We start from the raw sequence: 21,132 nt of genomic DNA on the forward strand, positions 1-21,132 counted from the left end.
TATTTCTAACCTAATAATATCTTCCATTATTGCTATTGTTATTTAATAAAATGTTTTTATTGATATTTTATTTAAATAAATTTTTATGGTAATGATATTTCATTAATAAAAAATTGAAACTATTATCAATATAATAATTTATTATTATTGTATGATATTCGCAATCCTTAGAAATTTCATGAATTAAGTTTTCCTATGAGTGTCTCTGCTGTTGAAACAGGGAAACACGGTGAGTAGTACGAGAGTGATTCTTTTCCTTCTATTCTGTCACCATTGAGTATCTCCAGTCTTACCGCGATTTTCTGGCATTTAATATATCAAATTCTCCATTAGCAGGATTAAAAACCCGGACGCTGATCACATTTTATACTAATGATTTGGACGGACAAATAATTAGCCATTAGAATAGTTTAATTATGTCACTATCAAATTATTAATATTTTCTATGGAAAGATTATCGCTTTATCACCGCAGTCTGGCAGCACTTACCCTGCTGGCAATATCCGAATGGACACATGTTTCAACATCGGGTGCATTGGGATCTACTTGTCACACTATTCACCGTATTGAATTTGCCGGGGCGGAAAGTTTGTCCCGGTCAGACCAAGAACACTCGATGCATCCTTATTTATCCGCAGGGTTAACTTTGCAGGATATCAACGCATGGGTACGAAAAACCGCTAATACCTCATTGGGTAATTTATTAGTCAGCATTACTGACTTTGACACATTTAAATTAAGAAAAGGGATAATACGATGGATAAACTCCACAACTCGATGGCCAGGGTCACGAGTTATCTTTTAATTTACCTGACGGCAATCCAGCCGTTGCACCCGGCTATGGCTGTCGGCATCACACCGGATAACAACCGCACACAAGTACAAAATCAGGGCGATGTACCGGTGGTGAATATCGCCACGCCGAATGATGCGGGCATATCCCACAACACCTACCAAGAATTCAATGTTGCCACTCAGGGGACCGTACTTAATAACGCGACACAGGCGGCTCAATCACAACTGGCAGGACAACTTAACGCGAACCCTAACCTAAAAGGTAAAGCGGCGGAACTGATTATTAACGAAGTCACCGGCAGTGGCCGCTCTGACCTACAAGGCCAGTTGGAAATTGTTGGTAATAAAGCCAACGTGATGATTGCCAACCCTAACGGCATTACCTGTGATGGTTGTGGTTTTATTAATACCGCCAGCGCAACCCTGACCACCGGTAAACCCCAATTTGATAAACAGGGCGCACTGGAATCACTGGAAGTGAAAAAAGGCCAGATTACCATTGGCGGCAAAGGGCTGGACGGCAAGACGACGGATTATGTCGATATCATCAGCCGGGCGGCGGAGTTGAATGGAAAAATTCAGGCTAACACTCTGTCGCTGACTCAGGGGGCTAACCGTATTAGCTTGAAAGACGGCACGGTTAAACCTATCGCCGGAGAAGGGGCAAAACCACAATTAGCGGTTGATACCAAAGCTTTAGGCGGCATGTATGCCAATAAAATCCGACTGGTTGCCACTGAAAAGGGAGTTGGGGTTAATCTCACTAATCTGACCACAACCCAAGACGATATCAGTTTAACTGCCGAGGGTAAAATTACCTTGGGGAAGGTGCACGCCAAGACGGACATTAATATCAATAGCAAAGCCATTGAAACGGTGGCACAAAGCCATGTGCAGGCGGGTCAACATCTGAGATTGACCACTGAAACATTGCGGAATCAAGGTCAAATCCGTGCGGGTGGTGATGTCACGATTAAAGCGACTCAACTTGATAACATAAACCCGACTAAGCAAAGTCACCCTATTATTACCGCGAATAAAAATAACAACATTACCGCTAACGAGATAAATAATGTTGGTGAATTAAGCGCGGGACAAAATCTCACCCTGACAGGCAAAAATTTTTCAACCAAAGCGATAAAAGATAGTCAGCAGAATATCATTGGTAAACTGAGTGCCGGTGGGGATTTGACGGCTGTCTTTAAAGAGGGATTTAGTTTTGATTTTGATAAAGAACATTTTAAAGCGGGAAAGAGACCCACTGATCTGGCATTAATCACCGGGAAAAACATTTCTCTCACTGCCCGAGATTTAGCAAATCGCGCGTCAATGAGGGCAGAACAAAACTTAACCGCTGACGCGGAAACAATCTATTTAGGCCAGGGGAATTTAAAAGCCGGGAACCATGTCGTGTTGAATGGAAAATCACATCTTGATGTGAATGGCTATGATATCTCCGGTCGTGATGTGACCTTGCTTGCTGGTCGGGGGATGCTGTCTATTGTCTCTGGAGACGACTATACCTCGGAAGGAATAAGGGTATTAACCACGCTTTCTGCTGATAACATATTACGTATTATTGCCGATGGTCCTATTGATATTGCAGATACCCTGATTAACCGGGCGAAAAATATCTTTTTGGCCACCAATGATAAGCTTGAGATTTATGCCTCTGGTGATTTAATTGATGAGCAGAGTCCACTCAATGATAGCGCTAAACAAGAATTAATTAATCAGCGTCTGCGCCAGCTTAGCCAATTGCAAGCGGATGAAAATATTGAGATCCATGCAGGAAAGATTGTCGATCTGAGAAGCATTTCCTTGACGGCAGGGAAGGATATCACGCTGACCAGTGGCGGCATACTTGATGTGAGTAAAATCACGGCAGAGAACCCCTATGAATATTCAAATGAGCATGGAGATGACTATGAAAAACATGATGAATATGAAAATGCCGATGACGAGGAAGACGAACAATCCTACTCACAACTTCAATTACCGATAGCGAGCAGTATTATCACTGCCGGCAATAACTTAACCCTTAATGCTGGCGGTAATATTATTGATACTGAGGCAACGTTATTGGCAAAAGGGACGACTGCCATCACCAAAAACAACGCAGAGTTGCATTCACCGACAGGGAGGTATAACTCAGTTGAAGGTAAATATACGCCGGTGACTTCTGCACTGATTGCACGTGCGTTAAGTCATGCTCCTCAACTGACTATAAACTCCTCAGAAGTAGAAGGAGAAGTTCCGGGGATTAAACTGGCGGATAAACAAACCCGGATCACATCGAAAAACAATCGCCCTATTATTCATATTGCGGCACCTAACGCCCGGGGTGTTTCACATAACCGCTATCAGGAATTTAATGTTGGCACTTCGGGACTGGTATTGAATAACGCTACTCATGATACACAGTCTCTACTGGCGGGAAAAATTGGCGCGAATCTTAACTTCAACGGTAAATCGGCCGAGCTGATTATTAATGAAGTGGTGGGGACTTTAGCCTCAAATCTGCAAGGGCTGTTGGAAGTCGCAGGGCAGAAAACCAATGTTTTCATTGTTAACCCGAACGGCATGACCTGTAATGGCTGTCGCTTTGTTAATACCCCGGCTGTCACCTTATCGACCGGTAAACCGGTGTTTGATAAAGATGGTGCGTTAGCGGCCCTGGAAGTGAAAAAAGGCGCTATCACCTTGGGTGAAAAGGGACTGGATGCAACGGCGCAAGATTCTATCGATGTCATCAGCCGGACCACTAAGCTTAACGGCAAACTACAGGCGAAAAACCTGACATTGACACAAGGCCCCAACCGGATTGATTTCAAACGCGGGACCCTTGTTCCTATTGCCGATGAAGGTTATACCCCTTGGAACGCGATTGATACCGGGTTATTAGGGGGAATGTATGCCAATAAAATCCGTCTGGTGAGTACCGAGCCGGGTAAGGCTGTCAATCTGACCAACCTGACGGCAACCCAAGGCGACATCAGTCTGACGGCGGATGGCAAGGTGACTCTGGGGGATGTACAGGCCAAAACGGATATCACCGTTAACGGTAAAGACATTGACATGGCGAAAAAAAGTCATATGCAAGCCGGTCAACATCTAATATTGACAACCGATACATTGCAGAGTTGGGGACGAATTCGTGCCGACGGTGATGTCACTATTAAAGCGAAAACCTTGTCTTTAGATGGGGGAAATATCACCGCCGGGAACCAGGTTCTGCTACAGGGAAAGAACAGTTTTACGGTGCGTGGCACGGATATTTCAGGTCATGACATTACCTTAATTTCCAGCGGTGGTGGTATTTCTGTTTCATCTGGAGGCGATAATTCCACTGCGGCAGGTACACGGGCATTATCCACTATTTCTGCGGTTAATACGTTGCGAATTCTGTCTGAACAGGGAATATCGCTTTCAGATACGTTAATTAACCGGGCAAAAAATATCTTTTTAGCAGGTAATGGTTGGGTTAATACTAATCAGCATTTGGCAGCGGATGAGAATATTGATCTTCACGCTGGAGGGGGGATAAATTTGGATGGGATTTCCCTGACCGCCGGGAAAGATATTACCGTGACCAGTGGTGGCTCGATTAATATTGGCAAGGTCACCGCCGGCAACAATTTAGCGCTGATTGCCGACAGCAATATAACAGAGACAACATTATCGGCAGAAGGAGCGACCACTGTCGCCCAATATAGTACCGCGTTGCACTTAGCCGACGGGAAATATACCCCGGTGACTTCGGCGTTGATTGATCTTGCATTAAGCAATGCCCCACAACTGACCATCAATATCCCAGAAATAGCTGGTGGAATACCCGGGATTCAACTGGCGGATAAGCGAGCGCGGATTGCTGTGAGAAATAACCTGCCTATTATCCATATTGCGGAGCCTAATTCTCAAGGTATTTCACATAACCGTTATCGAGAGTTTAATGTTGGGGCAGCCGGGCTGGTGCTCAATAATGCTACCGAAGCTAGCCAATCCGTACTGGTGGGACAAATTGGGGCAAACCCTAACTTCAATGGTAAATCGGCTGAGTTGATTATTAATGAAGTGGTGGGGACCTTAGCCTCAAATCTACAGGGCCTGTTGGAAGTGGTGGGGCGAAAAGCCCCAGTCTTCATCGCTAACCCGAACGGCATAACCTGTCATGGTTGTGGCTTTATCAATACCCCGGCTGTCACCTTATCGACCGGGAACCCGGTGTTTGATAAAGAGGGTGCATTAGCGGCTTTAGAAGTGAAAAAAGGCACTATAACCTTTGATGAAAAGGGGCTGGATGCAACGGCGCAGGATGATGTTGATATTATCAGCCGGGCGACGGTACTTAACGGCAAAGTGCAGGCGAAAAACCTGACATTGACACAAGGGTCCAACCGGATTGATTTCAAACACGGGACTCTTGTCCCTATTGCAGGCGAAGGTAATACCCCTTGGAACGCGATTGATACCGGGTCATTGGGGGGAATGTATGCCAATAAAATCCGTCTGGTGAGTACTGAGGCGGGTAAGAAAGTTAACCTGACCAACCTGACCGCAACGCAAGGCGACATTAGTTTGACGGCGGATGGCAAGGTGACACTGGGAGATGTACAGGCCAAAACGGATATCACCGTTAGCAGTAAAGACATTAAAACGGCGGAACAGAGCCATGTACAGGCAGGGAAAGATATCACGCTTGCCGCGAACACGCTGAACAACACCGGTAAGATTATCGCAGAAGGTGACATGCGGTTATTTATCGACCATTTATACAATCAGAATAAGGGGCTGATTCAGGCAAATAACCATCTCTGGTTGCAAAAAGACGCGAGCGGTAATTTAAGCACTGAAATTAACAACACTTCAGCGACGCTAAAAACCAATAGCGGCGATATTATTATTCGCACAAAAGCGTTAAATAATGACAGGGATGCTAGCGTCGCTGCGGGAATGAACGCTTATATCAATGCGACAAAGCTGGATAACAGCCAAAGCCAGTTTCATGCGAAAAAAAATCTCATCTTAACCGGTCACGACTTTAACCACGGGATGGACGGTAAACTTTCAGCCGATCTAAATGTGGTGGCCGATTTTATTAATCAATTCAACGGAACGGCATTCATACTGGCGAAAAATATTCTGCTTCATGCCGGTGAAATTATCAATATAGGCCACCTCAAAGCGGACAATGATCTGTCCGTCATCGCTGAACGTAGAATGAATGCCCGCCAAAATACACTGGAAGCAAAGAGAAATCTGACTTTGATTGCGGGCAAAGATATTGAGGCATTTCAAGTCGGGTTGAAGGGAGAAAATATTGAACTGCTTACGCACGAAGGCGACATCCGTATGTGGGGGGACGGTTCGCGTATTTCGGCCAGCGACAATTTGCGGATATTCGCGGATCACAAACTGGATCTCTATGATCTTTTGTTCGATAAATCAAACACGATAACGTTAAACGCGGGTCATGAAATTGATGTCAGTCAGATTAAATTGGCCGCACAGAAAAATCTGACACTCATTGCGGGCAAAGGTATCACTGCCCGTGAAACCGGGCTGAAAGGGGAAAATATTGAGCTTCTCGCGCGTGAGGGTGACATTAGGCTGCCGATGGGAGTGGAGGATTCTTCTCATATTTCGGCCAACAATAATGTGCAGATGTTTGCGAGCAACAAACTGGATCTCCAGGGGGTTTTGTTCGATAAAGCCAACACTATGACGTTAAACGCGGGTCATGAAATTAATGCCGACCGGGTTAAATTAGTGGCAAATAAAAATCTGACCTTAATTGCGGGCAAAGATATCACCGCCCGTCAGGCAGAATTAAAAGGGGAAAATGTTGAACTTCTGGTGCGTGAAGGCGACATCCAAATGGGAAGGAATCGGCCTTATGAGTTATTAGCCTCAATTTCGGCCGATAATCATTTACGGATTTCCGCAGGTAACGATCTGGATCTTTCCGGTACCCGGTTGGATAAATCACACAATCTGACATTAAGTGCGGGTCGTAACCTGAATGCCAGTCGAAGCCAATTGAACGCGGCGGGCAATATTAATCTGTTTGCGGGAAATGATTTAATGTTGCGGCAAGCTAGTATCCGGGCGGGGCAACAAGTCATGCTCAGTGCGGGCCGCGATATTGATATATCTCGCCCCAATACGCCAGAGAGCCTGTTTTATTTATCCGAATTAGATGGATTAGACAAATTCTCTGAATTAGGCACGCAAATTACCGCGGGTGATCACCTGCAACTCAGTGCAGGGGAAGATATCGCGGGTATCGCGAGATTAACATCGACTAAAGGAAATGTCTCGGTTAACGCTGGCCGGGATTTACTGTTCTCTGCCCGGAAATATTCGCCGATTAATGATGGCGATAAACAATACCTTTATGCCGCCAGCGCCATCAACGCGGCCCAAAATCTCACATTAGTTGCGGCAGGCAACCTATTGACATCCGGGGCCAGCTTGACATCCGGCAGTGATATGCAGCTCTCCGCAGGTGGGAATGTTCGTTTTGAATCGCGACAAGAATTTATCCGCGAGGGGAATATTGAGCGCTTTACGCAACATGCCAGTCGGCTGAACAGTGGTGGCGCATTAACTATCCGCTCTCAGGGCAGTATTTTATTCCAGGCGACGGAGTTAATCGCCAAAGGGGTAATGGATATCGCGGCAACAGGCGGTTTTCTCTATGCGCAAGCAATGGAAGAAGTCTATAGGCGGGAAGAAACAGAGAAAAGCTGTAAAGGTTTGGGGCCCATAAAATCGTGTAAAGTTTTTGGGTCTAAAACAGAACATAAAATACAAATCAAGAAGACCAACAAAGTCACGGAATTTACGGCCGGGGGTGATATTAACCTGATGGCCAAAGATGAGGTGACATTAGAAGCGAGTCGGATAGAAACCAGTAAAAACGCGAAAATCACCAGCCAGACAGGGAAAGTGAACTTCAAGGCGATGCCCAATATTGATTTTGAGCAGACCATCACGACATCAAAAGGCTTTTTTATTACACAGCGCGATAAAGGTCATCGTGAGGAGAGCTGGATAATTCCGTCCGTGCATGTTGGCGGTACGCTGACGGTGGATGCGGCGAAAGGCATCAATGCGGATGTGAAAGTGAAAGAGGGGCAGTTACTGGAAGACGCATTAGGGGTACTGGGTAACACCCCGGGTACGGAATGGTTAAAAAACCTTCAAGGCCGCAATGATGTCCAGTGGAATCAGGTTAAGGACGCTTACAGTAGCTGGGACAAAAAAAGCGAAAGCTTAAACCCCGTAGTGGGTGCGGTGATTGCGATTGCGGTCGCGGCGGTCACGGCGGGTTCGGGTCTGGCGGCCTGGGCGGGAAGTGGTGCCGTGGGGGCGACAGGGGCCACGGGAGCTACGGCGAGCGCGGTTTATGGGGCGGCTTATGGCGGAATGATAGGGTTGACCTCGCAGGCGGCGGTGGCCTTAGTTGAAAATAAAGGGGATCTCACCAAGACACTGGCCGCCTTAGCGAAGCGCGAAGCCGTCAAATCCCTCGTGACCCAAATCGCCGTGGGTGGCGCATTAGGGGGCTTAGACCACACGATGGGCTGGGGAAAATTAGTGGAGGGAAAAGGCGTTGTCGATCCGATAAAAGCGCAGCTTCCCTTATTGAGTAATCAGAATTGGAGTCAGGTGGCCCAGCGTGTTGCGACGCAATCCATCGTGAGCTCAACAATAGGGACGGCGATTAACGGCGGCAGTTTTACGGATAACCTGCAAACCGCGTTGTTGAGCAATATAGGTAACCAGATTAATGCGGAAGGTGCCAAACTGATTGGTGATAATGGGGAGATTCTGGGTCATTCAGGCAAGATATTGAGCCATGCGGTTGTGGCAGGTATTAGCGCTGAAATCGCCGGTGGAGATGCCAAAGGGGCGGCTGTGGGTGCGCTGGCGGCTGAATTAGCGGCAATCACAATGGAAAGCAGGCTATTCGAACCGGCGTATAAAAATGAAACCGAGCGACAAATCCATAAGCTTCAGGAAGCACTGACGGGTAATGAAGCTAAGGCTCAGACGGCTAAATTTATCGGGGCATTGTCAGGCGCACTGATTAGCCATACCCCGGAAGGTGCTTACAGTGCAGCAAACAGCGCAGAGCTTGTCTACCGTAACAACATGACTGAGCACATGCTGTATCAGTTATCGGTAGATAATCAAAAAGACATCTTAGCGGCAGGAAAAGGGGATAAAGCTGCGGAAGAGCGCGTCATTGCGCGGCGGAATGCCGCGATTGCCGTCACCGCAGTGGCGGCAGGCGGTTACGCGCTGGTTTATGGCGGTCAGATATTGATTGCGGGTTCGGCTGAAATAGCAACGGCAGGGCGTGTTGCGCTTGAAGGCTGTAAAACGAATCCGGCGCTGTGCCTGAATAACGTAGGTATTTTTGTAGCTGATGCGGTTGCGCCAGAAGCGGCAGTTGGGACCGGTGTTTTGGCTGCGGGAACGGTAAAGGTATTAGGTAGCACCAAAGAAGGTGCTAAGGATTTGGCAGAAGGATTGAGTCATACCTCAAAACCGCTGTTAAAAAATGCTAAACCTGATACTGATGCCGTAGCTAGTTTGGTGAAGAATGTATCTACAAAAGAAACCATAGCCCCGAAAGTTACAGCTAAATTAGAAGTGAATGAGAAACAAGGTACTAAAGGTTTGCCAACCCCTCAGGGATTATCAAAAGAAATTCATCTAGGGCAACAAGGAAAACACATTATAGGACATAACAACTATATTCCTGGACGTTCTCCATTAGCAGAAGGTGTAGACCCTCAAAAATTACTTAATGGTGTTCACTCAGGTGAATATCCCATCATACGGATGACTCCACGTAATCAACCTATTGTTAATTTTGGTAAACCAATAGGGAAATATGAAGGACAGCCAACAAATTATGGCATTATTCATTATGGAAAAAACGGGGCGCATATTGTTCCAGCTAACCCTATTCAGCATTGAGGTTTTTTTATGATGTTAAAAACTATACCAGACGAGTTGTTTATATGGGTGTCAAAAGCTCTTCTTGGAGAAATTTATCCGGCTATTAGAGCAATAGCCGTTGGATTCAATAATGAAGAGAATCTCCTAACATTAAGATATTATCTTGATCGTGAACCGACAGAAGAAGATTACGAAAGTTTAGATATAGTCATAGCGAATATTTTAGCTCACACATCATCTAATAACGATATTAGAGGTGTAAACGATGAGGTAGTTTTCTCTACAAAACCATTTAGAGATCTTGATAGCTTAAGTGGTTTTATATACATAAGAAGAGAATATTAGAGGTTAATGTAGGTATCGCGATTAACGGCAGCAGTTTTACGGATAATCTGCAAACCGCATTGTTGAGCAATATAGGTAATCAGATTAATGCGGAAGGTGCCAAACTGATTGGGGATAATGGGGAGGTTTTAGGCCACTCAGGCAAGATATTGAGCCATTCGGTTGTGGCAGGCATTAGTGCTGAAATTGCTGGTGGGGATGCCAAAGGGGCGGCTGTAGATGCGCTGGCGGCTGAATTAGCGGCAATCACAATGGAAAGCAGGCTATTTGAACCGGCGTATAAGAATGAAACAGAGCGACAAATCCATAAGCTTCAGGAAGCGCTGACGGGTAATAAATTAAGGCCCAGACCGCTAAATTTGTCGGGGCGTTGTCAGGCGCACTGATTAGCCATACCCCGGAAGGCGCTTACAGTGCGGCGAACAGCGCAGAGCTTGTCTATCGAAATAACATGACTGAGCACATGCTGTATCAGTTATCGGTAGATAATCAAAAAGACATCTTAGCGGCAGGAAAAGGGGATAAAGCTGCGGAAGAGCGCGTCATTGCGCGGCGGAATGCCGCGATTGCCGTCACCGCAGTGGCGGCAGGCGGTTACGCGCTGGTTTATGGCGGTCAGATACTGATTGCGGGTTCGGCTGAAATAGCAACGGCAGGGCGTGTTGCGCTTGAAGGCTGTAAAACGAATCCGGCGCTGTGCCTGAATAACGTGGGTATTTTTGTAGCTGATGCAGTTGCGCCAGAAGCGGCAGTTGGGACCGGTGTTTTGGCTGCGGTAACGGTAAAAGTATTAGGTAGCACTAAAGAAGGTGCTAAGGATTTGGCAGAAGGATTGAGTAATACCTCAAAACCGCTGTTAAAAAATGCTAAACCTGATACTGATGCCGTAGCTAGTTTGGTGAAGAATGTATCTACAAAAGAGGCCATAACCCCAGTAGTTACAGCTAAATTAGAAGTGAATGGAAAAATATTTACTGATACGAATCAAACAGCAAGAGCTTCTGAACAGGCAAATGCGAAACAAGGTACTTTAATTGCTGACAGAATTTTGGCAAAAAAATAGCTAAAGGTAAAGAATTACCAAACGGTAATATGGCAACTGCTCATGCGGAGATCGGTGCCATCCAACAAGCCTATGATGCAGGTGTTTCAAAAGGTGCTGATTTAAAAATAACAGTAGTAGGAAAAGATGTTTGTGGTTATTGCAAAGGGGATATTGCAGCAGCAGCCGATGTTGCAGGTGCAAAATCAGTTACTGTCAATGCTGTAGATGATATAACTGGTTTACCGAAAACATATATTTGGCAATCAGGAATGAAATCCTTACGGGAGGTTAAATGAATATAGATATGGTTATTGGGGGATTTAGTCTTACATGTTTAGGAGAGAGAGAGCAGCTCTCCCCGGTTATAAAACCTTCTGAACAGGACCTATGCCGATTGTTAGAATATATGCGTGATAGAACCGGTGTATTGACTATAAGGAATAATTTCGCTGATGAATCAGGCCCTTATCAATTATCGTTGTATTCACAAGATAATAATTACCTATTATTATTAAGTGAGTTTGATATAGAAGGTGAACATAATGTAAGAACACCAAATAATGACAATGCCTCTGGAAATTGCGTTGATATTTTAGGTGAAATGCATAGTGATAAAACCTTAGTTCAAAATTTCGATTTTATATATCGCGTATTTAAAGAATTTTTTAACACCGGCAATGTATCAAAAGAACTTCTAAATTAAACAACAATCCCGGCACTATGAGCTGTGCCGGGGCTAAACGGTTCAACGCTCACGCTGTGCCTGAATAACGTAGGCATTTTTGTTGCTGATACGGTTGCGCCAGAAGCGGCTATTGGGACCGGTGTTTTGGCTGCGGGAACGGTAAAGGTATTAGGTAATACCAAAGAAGGTGCCAGGAATCTGGCAGAAGGATTAAGTCATACCTCAAAACCGTTATTCAGAAATTACTGATGCCGTAGCTAGCTTGATCGAAAATGAGAAGTTGTATGTTGGAAAGGGGGCGATTAACCAACAATACCTTACAGAAATGTCTAAGAATGGTGTCAAATTTTCACCTGAAAATGTCTTAATAGCTGATGGTAAAATAGTGTTTCTTGAGAAAGGTAATTCATCTGCGGGGTTTCAATATATTGTCGGTTAATTAGCTTTTCTTTAATGCTTAATAACGTTTCATTCTATCAACAAAGATTAAAAGTTTTTAGGATTAATAAGTCAGAAATATGATAACGGGTAGACAGGTATTTAACCGTTAACAGCGAGTGAAAACAACTCGTAAAAATAATGATATTAAATTGATTTTAGCGTTAAATCACACTGACGGTATAAAAATAAGAATGGTTTAAATTAAACAGTAAAAAAGAGATGTTATTAGATGGGCTAAAACAGTGTAAAGCTGGTTTAAGCTATCACGGTTTTGTATAATCAATGTAAAATAATAACGCTGAAAGTAATTTAATTCGTATGCCGTTAAATCATTTATTTGAGGATTTTGTTATTCATATTTTTCATGATTGATGATTTAATTGATTTATGAAAAGGTTTATTTCTTGGTTGAAGGCATTATTAAAGTCGATTCCTTTTGAGAAAAATAGATTATCTGATTAACTTATTCATATTTTTATTTATACGTTTTTCCCAGGAAACATAAGTATTAATAAAATAAATTTTTTTCATTTTTTACTGACGGTTTTATAATAGGTAGGTTTTAGGCTGTTATTAAAAATCATTGCCTTAACTCGTGGGTAAATCGGTATAAAATTTTAACCATAGTTTTAACCTTTTTTCGCCTGTTTTTTATTAATCTTAATCATCATGGCATATTGTGTTTTATGTTTAAAAAACATAATTATACTCGCTTTTTATCTTTATAAATCAGCCAGTAAATAACCTGATGATGTAAAGATACTCTTTCGAATAATCACGTTTTTTCAGGGTTTAAATTCTGCAAAATTAAACCGTTTTATCCATTTTTTTATTATGTTATTTTAATGGTCTGCTGCGTAAAATGAGGGAAATAAAGCTCTTGAATATCAGACTGTATGATAAAAAGGCGTTTACGATCGCCAAGAAAGTGAATAATGTTAAAAATATAATGTGGTTGTTCTTTTTTCCTGATTTTAAAACCACTCTGACAGATAAAAGCGGATTTTCCTAACACCTATTTTATTACATTGGAATAAAGGTATGGTTAATTATTATCTTAATGAGTGAAAATTGCTACAGCCATTTGCTTTCAAATAAAATGAAAAGTGGTAATCCATATGATTTAACCTGAGCAAATTAAATCGTTGGAGTCAATACAAAACGCGATACTGAAAAATTAAGTGATAGTCGAGACGCTAAAAGTCAATAATCTGAAAGATGGATGTTCAGCACGTGTACATTGATCATAAATAATCACTAATATTATAGTCAATAAAGATATAATAACTTATGTGTTTTATTCATCTATATTAGTGAAAGTTGATGGAAAATATAAATTTAAAAAAACACCTTTGTTGAGAATTTTTGTTTTTTTATTGAAGAATAAAAGGTATTTAGAATATTGTTCCCCGTAACAATTTAAATATAAATTGTTTTTATTTCATACTGAAAGTATTGATATGATTTTTTTGTTTATAATATAAGACTAAATTTATTTGACAGTTTTCTATTTGATGATTATTGTTCATCCCTGATTTACAGATGTTATTTAAAATACAATAATATCTCTTGTTATTATTTCCTTTAAATATAAATGGAATTTTGTGGTGTTGTTTAATTTATTGTTTTTATTGTAACTTTTTATTTTCACAAATTAATTAATATGGGTGATTGTATTTATTTGATAATGAATTGAAACTATTTCCAATGTGATAATTTGTTATTACATATTTGTTTTTAAATTTAGTGTAAATCTGAACGTGATTCGTCATTTTAATTACTGATGAATGTATGATTATTTTTTTACAATTGATATAAAGCAGTAAAAATATCCTCACTATAATGAGGGTGACAATTATTTGTCCGTTGTTGTTGACAAAATATTTAAAATAAATTGGCCACAGGCCATATAGGAGTAAATAAGTGAAATACGACTTTATTGTCGTTGGTTCAGGGGCAATTGCAGGTTCAATCGCCTATGAGCTGGCAAGTAGAAATTTTTCAGTTTGTAGGGTTGGAGAGACCGATCGAACTAATGCAGCCTCCAAAGCTGCCGGTGCAATGAACGGTTGTTTTGGCGAAATTACCAGTGGCTTATTAGCGAGTGAACACGGTAAGTTGAAATTGAATATGGATTGTATCTCCAAAGAGCTTTGGCCAGCCTGGGCGCAACGGTTAGCCGACGCTTCCGGTGATACCCGATCACTGTTCACCGCTCAAGGCACTCATGTGATCCTCAACACTGCCGGGATGGAAGAGGTTGACACTATCAATTATGAAGCTATCGAGCAAACCTTGATTGAGTATGCGGCTCCTTATGAAACCGTTGATCCGCGTGAAATTGAGTGGTTAAAGCCCAACGATTTAGTGCGTCCGCTGCGTGCTTTGTACATCCCCGATGAACATGCGCTGAACTCGCATTTATTGCTAGAAAAGCTGGATGCGGCATTGGTGGCTGAGGGTGGGGTTCTGAAAGCAGAGAATATTAAATGTGTGCTAATCGAAGAGGGTGTAGCCACTGGCGTTGAATTGCTGAGTGGCGAGCGTTTAATGGCAGATAAAGTTGTTGTGGCTGCCGGTGCGCACTCGTTGGATCTGTTATCAAATATACCTTCGATTGTTCGCCAAATTCCGCCAATTTTTGCCGGCTATGGGGTATCCGTTCTGGTCAAGATGCCAAAAGGCAGAGAATTGCCGACCTCAGTCATTCGTACCCCTAACCGGGCATTTGCCTGTGGCCTGCATTGTGTGCCACGTGGTGATGGTGTGCTGTATCTTGGCGCGACCAATATTCTGTCTGAAAAACCACGTAGTCAGGCGCTGATTTCTGACGTGCAGTTCTTGTTGGATTGTGCATTAGATCAGTTGGATATTAATTTACATGATGCTGAAATCCTTTCAATCCAGGTTGGTAATCGGCCAATCCCGGCTGATGGATTCCCGTTGATTGGTGAATGTGGCGTGAATGGTCTTTGGCTGGCTACCGGTACTTATCGCGATGGCTTACATCAGTCACCATTATTGGCGGATTATATCGCCAACGCTTTGACGGGAGTAGAAAATACACTGATTAATCTTGATGATTTCAATCCAGTTCGTCCTCCGTTGGTGGGTTTCTCCCGTGAAGTAATGGCTAAAGAGACCGCCCAACAAATGTTTGCTACCGGTTATGAATATCGTTGGGATATCAAACCTTACTGGCTGCCACTGCTGAATGAAGGGATGATGCGCAATTATCAGAACTTAATTGAGTCTCTTCATCCTCAGTTCACTCCGCCGCCGGAGCTGGTCGCTTTCTCTCATATTTATGAATCCATGCGTGAACGGTTACGTAGTTATTATGAGGCATGGTCATGAGTTTTTCGCTGAAAGATCAAGTTGTCATTGATAACGCCAGGAAATTACTGTCAGAGGCCGGGGTTTGGGATGTGGAAACTGATCTCACGTGCCTGATTGACCGTTATCTGGAAAGACGTTGTAAGGACCGCGCCCGTGATGAATTTATGCTTGCGGTTCATGAACGCTGTAACCGGATACCTCTTGGGCATATTGTCGGTACTGCGGATTTTGATGGATTGCCTCTGACGGTGGGGACGGGGGTATTTATTCCACGTCCTCATAGCCAGGTTATTCATAAATGGTTGGAGAATGAATATCAAGCGCCTCACGGGGCAGTGGTTCTGGACTTATGCTCCGGCAGTGGTGCTATCGGTTTAGCCATTGCTAAACGTCGCCCGGATTTAAAGGTCACTTGTGTCGAATATGATGATGTGGCTTTTCAATACCTGACGCGTAATCTCTATCGGTTGGCGAATTGGGCGATTAAAGCCGATGCATTAAAAGCAGATTTACGGGATTGGCAAGCGTTTTCCCAATTTAACGGATCGGTAGCGTTGATTGTGGCTAATCCACCTTATGTGCCGGAACAGCAGGAGATATTGCCGGAATGGGAAGAGCATCATCCTTATGCGTCGGTGTATTCGGGGGATGATGGGCTTGATTTAACTCGGTTAATTATCAAACAAGCTAAACAGCTACTGCAATCAGAGGGTTGGTTGGTTCTTGAACATGGTGAAAGCCAGGGAGAGAGTGTCAGAGCGTTATTTGCAGATGCTGGTTTTTCCTCGGTACGAACCATTATTGATGAAGATATTTCTGACACAACGGGCAGTTCGGTAATCACTGTTGGTTGTAAGCTCATTTGAATTTAGACAGTTGGAATCTAAATAATGAATGTAAAACACAAGCAGGATTGGATGACAATTCGCCGGTCACGGACAACCGGAGCTTTAGCACAGGCTATCGATGAAGGTTTGACCAGCTTCACTGTCGTAGAGCGTCAAGGTAAGCAAATTACTACAGAGGAAGGAAACGTTTTTACTGAGTTTGTTTCCTGCTCTTATTTGGGATTAGAACATCATCCTGCCTTAATTGACGCGGCAAATCAGGCAATGTCTCGCACAGGGATACATTTGTCATCGTCCCGTGGTGCGATGCGGCCACAATATTTGGGGCAATTAGAGAAACTGTTGGCAGAGATTTATCAGGGTGGTTCCGTTGCTGTGTTTACTTCCACCAGTAATGTTCACCTTGGTGTATTACCGTTATTGGGTAGCGGCTCTTTACCTGGCTATCCCCTTTCCGGGCCTGTACATTGGTTGATGGATAAAACTGCTCATGCATCTATGCAGGTGTTACGCGGCATTCTCGAACAGTTCGGTCCGGTATCGCGGGTTGATAGCGCAAACGCACAATCAGTACAGCAAGCTTTACAGAACTGTAAAGAGAATCAGCGGACGTCTATCCTGCTGATTGATGGTATTGGTTCAATGAATGGTTTAATTCCGGTTGCGGAATTAACTCGACAATTGGCCGCTGCTGGAGGCTATGTCTATGTAGATGATGCTCATGGTATTTCCATTATGGGGCGTCATGGTGCGGGTTATGCCTTTGCTGCGCTTGACCATATTTTGCCATCCAACTTCATACTTGCAGGTTCATTATCCAAAGCATTTGGTGGTGCCGGGGGTTTTGTGGTGGTTGCCGGTGCCGATGATGTTGAAGTGATTAGTACCTTAGCGAATCCTCTGGTTTTTGGTCATTCGATCATGGTGCCGATGTTGGCCGCTAATGTTGCCTCAGCAAAACTTCATCTCAGCCTTGAGATAGAAATCCGGCAGGAGCAATTATGGAAAAACATCAATCTGTTTGATTCTCTGATGGGTAACCATTTGATGAATACGGGTGTTCAATCCCCCGTTCGTGGCGCTTTATTTGAAAATGAAGCAGAAGGGCTTGAAGCGGCTCGTTTACTGCGTGACAACGGCATCTTATTATTCCCGGTGTTTTATCCATTGGTTCCAGATGGCAATGCGATGTTGCGTTTCGCCTTCTCTAGTGAGCATAAGACTGATGAAATCAAGCATTTAGTAAATACCTTATTTGAGATAAGGGAAAAAGGGCTGAATTGGGTTGAACCACAGGCTGTGGTTCCACAGATATAAATGACACCCGCTTATCGATTAAAGAAGATAATTGAAATGAATCAGTGACGAAGATTAAACATATGACTCAATCAATAATAAATAAGCAGGATATATTACAACCTTACAGGGAATCTCTGGATGTTATTAATATGCAGATTTTGGCGCTGCTTTCTGAGCGTATGAAAGTCTGCATGAAAATCGCCGAGGTAAAGGCGGAACAGGATATTCCGATGATGCAGCCACAACGTATTACCTCGTTATTGGATATGTTGCGGGATAAATCAACAGATTTTGGGTTACGGCCTGAATATACTGAATCACTATTTCAACTGGTTATTGAAGAAACTTGCCGTCGAGAAGAAGAGCTGATTGACCAGTTGTTACACGAGAAAGTAGAGAATAATGAAAATACTGCTCATTGATAATTATGATTCCTTTACGCAAAACATTGCTCAATATCTGTATGAAGTGACGGGCAGTGTGCCGTCTGTAGTGACAAACTCTTTGACTTATGAAGAGTTAACGATAGACGAATATGATGCGGTAGTCCTTTCTCCAGGGCCAGGACATCCGGCTGAAAGCCGTGATTTTGGTGTCTGTGCTGAGGTTATTGCACGTGCCAAAATTCCGCTGTTGGGTATTTGTCTCGGCCATCAGGGGATTAGCCTGGCATTTGGCGGGTGTGTAGAACATGCCCCCAATCCGGTACATGGCTATCGCAGTCGCATCAGTAACACGGGAGAAGGATTATTCCTGGGTTTGCCTGAGCAGTTTGAAGTGGTCAGATATCACTCATTGGTATGTACCCGTCTTCCTGACAATCTAAAATGTACTGCCTGGACTGATGATGGCTTAATTATGGCAATTGAGCACACCGAAAGGCCGATCTGGGGTGTCCAATTTCATCCTGAATCGATTGATTCTGAATATGGGCGTGAGCTACTCAGTAATTTCGTGCGTATAGCGGAGACGTATAAAGAGAATCACAAACAGGAAGTTACCGCTCAGAATATATGCACTTATGTTAATGAGGTCTATCTTGCGGTAGGTGGAAGACAATATCTCAATCTGAATTATCGTGAATGTAAGGAGATGGTCGATCCTGAATCCTTGTTTATTCAACGTTATGGTAATGATACGCATGCTTTCTGGCTTGATAGTGAAAATTCCGACAGACCTAATGCTCGTTTCTCAATGATGGGAAGCGGTAATGAACAGGGCGCTGTCAGACTTGAATACAGTGTACAGACTGAGAGTTTGCGTTTGACTGGTCCTGATGGCGAGAGGATTGTTCAGGGAGATTTTTTCTCACTGATGTCTGAATTGCTGGGTTTTGTGGAAATTTCGACACCAGAATCGATGCCATTTGTATTTAAAGGCGGCTTTGTTGGTTATTTAGGATATGAATTAAAGGCGCTGACAATTGGCAGCAATAAATACCGTTCAGAACATCCTGATGCCAGCTTAGTATTTACTCCGCATTTTTTTGTCTTCGATCATCAGCAGAGTAAACTTTATGAATGCCTTATTACACCAGCAGGGCAGCCACAAAATTGGCCGCCGGAACTTTTAGTTACCAATGTAAAAAATACCGGTGAAGTGATACCTGACTTTATTCCTGGTGCTGTTGATCAGAGCAAAATTTGTCTGGAATATGGCGCTCAGGAGTATATGGATAAAATCCAGAAATCACTTCAATACATCACAGATGGCGAGTCCTATGAAATCTGCCTGACGAATAGGGCCAAGATGGCTTATTCAGGGCATCCATTGGACGCTTATCGGCGTATGCGTTATGCCAGTCCTGTACCTTATGGCGCTTATCTGGCATGTGGGGATTTTTCTGTACTCAGCGCATCACCAGAAACGTTTTTACGTATTGATGAGACCAGAAATATTGAATCCAGACCGATTAAGGGGACCCGGCCACGAGGAAAAACGGCAGCAGATGATCAGCATTTGCAGAGGGAATTGAGTCAGTCCCCTAAAGATAGAGCAGAAAATCTGATGATAGTGGACTTGGTGCGCCATGATCTTAATCAGGTATGCCGTCCAGGCAGTGTGCATGTACCTGAATTATTTAAAGTTGAGAGCTTCTCTTCTGTACATCAATTGGTTTCGACCATTCGCGGTGAGTTATGCGAAGAAACGTCATCAATGGAGGCTATCCGAGCATGTTTTCCAGGAGGATCAATGACCGGAGCACCGAAGAAGCGCACGATGGAGATTATTGATTCTTTAGAGTCATCGGCTCGCGGTGTTTACTCCGGTGCGCTTGGATGGTTATCTTTCAGTGGTGAAGTGGAATTGAGCATTGTGATACGTACGGCGGTATTACATCAAGGGTGTGCTGAATTCGGCATTGGGGGGGCAATTGTTGCTCATTCTGATCCTTATGGCGAATTTGAAGAGACATTGGTTAAAGCGAGTGTGCCATATTTCAGTTTTAGTCATATGGCGGAGGATATGTGAGTAACCATAAAGTGGTCATTCTTGGTGGGCAAGGCGCTATTGGTTCTTTATTGAGTCGCCTTTTTACTCGCTGTGGTCACATAGTATACAGTGTTGACAACCGAACGCAGGGAGTGCGTTCTCATCATTCTCATTACTGTCAGATTGATATCTTAAACCCGGCTGCTGATGCTGGAGAGGTTTTTAGTGGGGCAAAGGGGGTAGTCTTTGCCTTACCGGAAGCCGTTGCCATACAAGCGTTGCCTTGGGTGTTGTCTGCTATTGGTGATGATGTACAGATTGTGTCAACCTGTTCAGTTCAGGCCCCTTTCTATTCTGCGTTAAGAGCTGCCGCCCCCGGGCAGCCTTTTATTGGTGTTAACCCGATGTTCTCGCCATCTTTGCCGGAGCAAAAAAGGCCAGTTGCAGTCATCCTCGATAACTGTCATGTTAGTGAACATTGGATTGAGCGGGTATTGATGCAGGCTGATATGCGTATCAGTAGGATGATGCCAGAGGAACATGATCGGGTTATGGCGCTTTGTCAGGCTTTGCCTCATGCCGCGATACTGATTTTTGGCTTAGTGCTGGCGAAAAGTCCGTTAGATATTCGAACCTTGGCAACTATTGCGCCACCGCCTATGCGTACAATGCTGGCGCTGTTATCAAGGATCTTACGTAATCCAATAGAAGTGTACTGGGACGTTCAATATGAAAACCCGATGGCTGTCGCACCGCGTCAGGAGTTGCTGCATGCCATACAACAGTTAAATTCGATAGTACAGGCTGGCGATCAAACTGAATTTGGCAATAACCTCAGAGATATTGCGCAACAACTGGGGGAACAGCTCGATATCAGTGCTGCTGATTGCCAGCATATTTTTTCAACGCTTGAATGATATAGGAAA

12 protein-coding genes and 1 pseudogene are annotated in these 21,132 nt (G+C 43.7%); all 13 read left to right on the top strand.

Annotation, left to right across the window (positions count from 1 at the left end; translation table 11 throughout):
* Positions 1-445: 445 nt before the first annotated feature.
* The 13 genes and pseudogenes from EAE91_RS00905 to EAE91_RS00965 all read left to right on the top strand — a co-directional run bounded on the left by EAE91_RS00905 (position 446) and on the right by EAE91_RS00965 (position 21,123).
* Entirely contained in the window at positions 446-805 is a 360-nt protein-coding gene (locus tag EAE91_RS00905) for a POTRA domain-containing protein (RefSeq protein ID WP_214086861.1), read from the top strand.
* A complete protein-coding gene (locus tag EAE91_RS00910; protein WP_214086862.1) occupies positions 757-9,789 on the top strand; it encodes a two-partner secretion domain-containing protein in 9,033 nt (3,010 codons plus the stop codon). Before EAE91_RS00905 ends, EAE91_RS00910 begins: the two co-directional genes overlap by 49 nt.
* Before the next feature lie 9 nt (positions 9,790-9,798).
* Entirely contained in the window at positions 9,799-10,116 is a 318-nt protein-coding gene (locus EAE91_RS00915) for a MafI2 family immunity protein (protein ID WP_040154251.1), read from the top strand.
* Between the two features lie 59 nt (positions 10,117-10,175).
* Positions 10,176-10,502, top strand: coding sequence for a DUF637 domain-containing protein (locus tag EAE91_RS23980; protein ID WP_244868582.1), 327 nt, complete (start codon positions 10,176-10,178; stop codon positions 10,500-10,502).
* 77 nt (positions 10,503-10,579) lie between these two features.
* A pseudogene (locus tag EAE91_RS23985) lies at positions 10,580-11,457 on the top strand (cytidine deaminase-like fold-containing protein).
* A complete protein-coding gene (locus tag EAE91_RS00930) occupies positions 11,454-11,864 on the top strand; it encodes a DUF6911 family protein (protein ID WP_214086863.1) in 411 nt (136 codons plus the stop codon). The pseudogene EAE91_RS23985 and the gene EAE91_RS00930 overlap by 4 nt, the downstream one beginning before the upstream one ends.
* A gap of 24 nt (positions 11,865-11,888) precedes the next feature.
* Entirely contained in the window at positions 11,889-12,095 is a 207-nt protein-coding gene (locus EAE91_RS00935) for a hypothetical protein (RefSeq protein ID WP_214086864.1), read from the top strand.
* A 2,115-nt stretch (positions 12,096-14,210) separates the two neighbouring features.
* The gene (locus tag EAE91_RS00940) at positions 14,211-15,644 is read left to right on the top strand and encodes an NAD(P)/FAD-dependent oxidoreductase (protein WP_214086865.1); all 1,434 of its coding nucleotides are present in this window, start codon (positions 14,211-14,213) and stop codon (positions 15,642-15,644) included.
* Positions 15,641-16,492: a HemK/PrmC family methyltransferase gene (locus tag EAE91_RS00945; RefSeq protein WP_214086866.1), complete on the top strand. Its 852-nt coding sequence runs from the start codon at positions 15,641-15,643 to the stop codon at positions 16,490-16,492. Before EAE91_RS00940 ends, EAE91_RS00945 begins: the two co-directional genes overlap by 4 nt.
* Positions 16,493-16,516: 24 nt before the next feature.
* Positions 16,517-17,791, top strand: a complete 1,275-nt coding sequence (locus EAE91_RS00950) for an 8-amino-7-oxononanoate synthase family protein (protein WP_214086867.1) — start codon at positions 16,517-16,519, stop codon at positions 17,789-17,791.
* 62 nt (positions 17,792-17,853) lie between these two features.
* Positions 17,854-18,195, top strand: a complete 342-nt coding sequence (locus EAE91_RS00955; RefSeq protein WP_244868584.1) for a chorismate mutase — start codon at positions 17,854-17,856, stop codon at positions 18,193-18,195.
* A complete protein-coding gene (gene pabB, locus EAE91_RS00960; RefSeq protein ID WP_214086869.1) occupies positions 18,176-20,245 on the top strand; it encodes an aminodeoxychorismate synthase component I in 2,070 nt (689 codons plus the stop codon). Before EAE91_RS00955 ends, pabB begins: the two co-directional genes overlap by 20 nt.
* Positions 20,242-21,123: a prephenate dehydrogenase dimerization domain-containing protein gene (locus tag EAE91_RS00965; RefSeq protein WP_214086870.1), complete on the top strand. Its 882-nt coding sequence runs from the start codon at positions 20,242-20,244 to the stop codon at positions 21,121-21,123. Before pabB ends, EAE91_RS00965 begins: the two co-directional genes overlap by 4 nt.
* The last annotated feature ends 9 nt before the right edge of the window (positions 21,124-21,132 follow it).

Origin of the sequence: Photorhabdus noenieputensis (assembly GCF_018448935.1) — a bacterium.
Lineage (GTDB): Bacteria > Pseudomonadota > Gammaproteobacteria > Enterobacterales > Enterobacteriaceae > Photorhabdus > Photorhabdus noenieputensis.

Bases quoted from the DNA above. Each gene is read 5' to 3' on its own strand.
- EAE91_RS00905 (WP_214086861.1), top strand. From the start codon at position 446: ATGGAAAGATTATCGCTTTATCACCGCAGTCTGGCAGCACTTACCCTG.
- EAE91_RS00910 (WP_214086862.1), top strand. From the start codon at position 757: ATGGATAAACTCCACAACTCGATGGCCAGGGTCACGAGTTATCTTTTA.
- EAE91_RS00915 (WP_040154251.1), top strand. From the start codon at position 9,799: ATGATGTTAAAAACTATACCAGACGAGTTGTTTATATGGGTGTCAAAA.
- EAE91_RS00930 (WP_214086863.1), top strand. From the start codon at position 11,454: ATGAATATAGATATGGTTATTGGGGGATTTAGTCTTACATGTTTAGGA.
- EAE91_RS00945 (WP_214086866.1), top strand. From the start codon at position 15,641: ATGAGTTTTTCGCTGAAAGATCAAGTTGTCATTGATAACGCCAGGAAA.
- EAE91_RS00950 (WP_214086867.1), top strand. From the start codon at position 16,517: ATGAATGTAAAACACAAGCAGGATTGGATGACAATTCGCCGGTCACGG.
- EAE91_RS00955 (WP_244868584.1), top strand. From the start codon at position 17,854: ATGACTCAATCAATAATAAATAAGCAGGATATATTACAACCTTACAGG.
- pabB (WP_214086869.1), top strand. From the start codon at position 18,176: ATGAAAATACTGCTCATTGATAATTATGATTCCTTTACGCAAAACATT.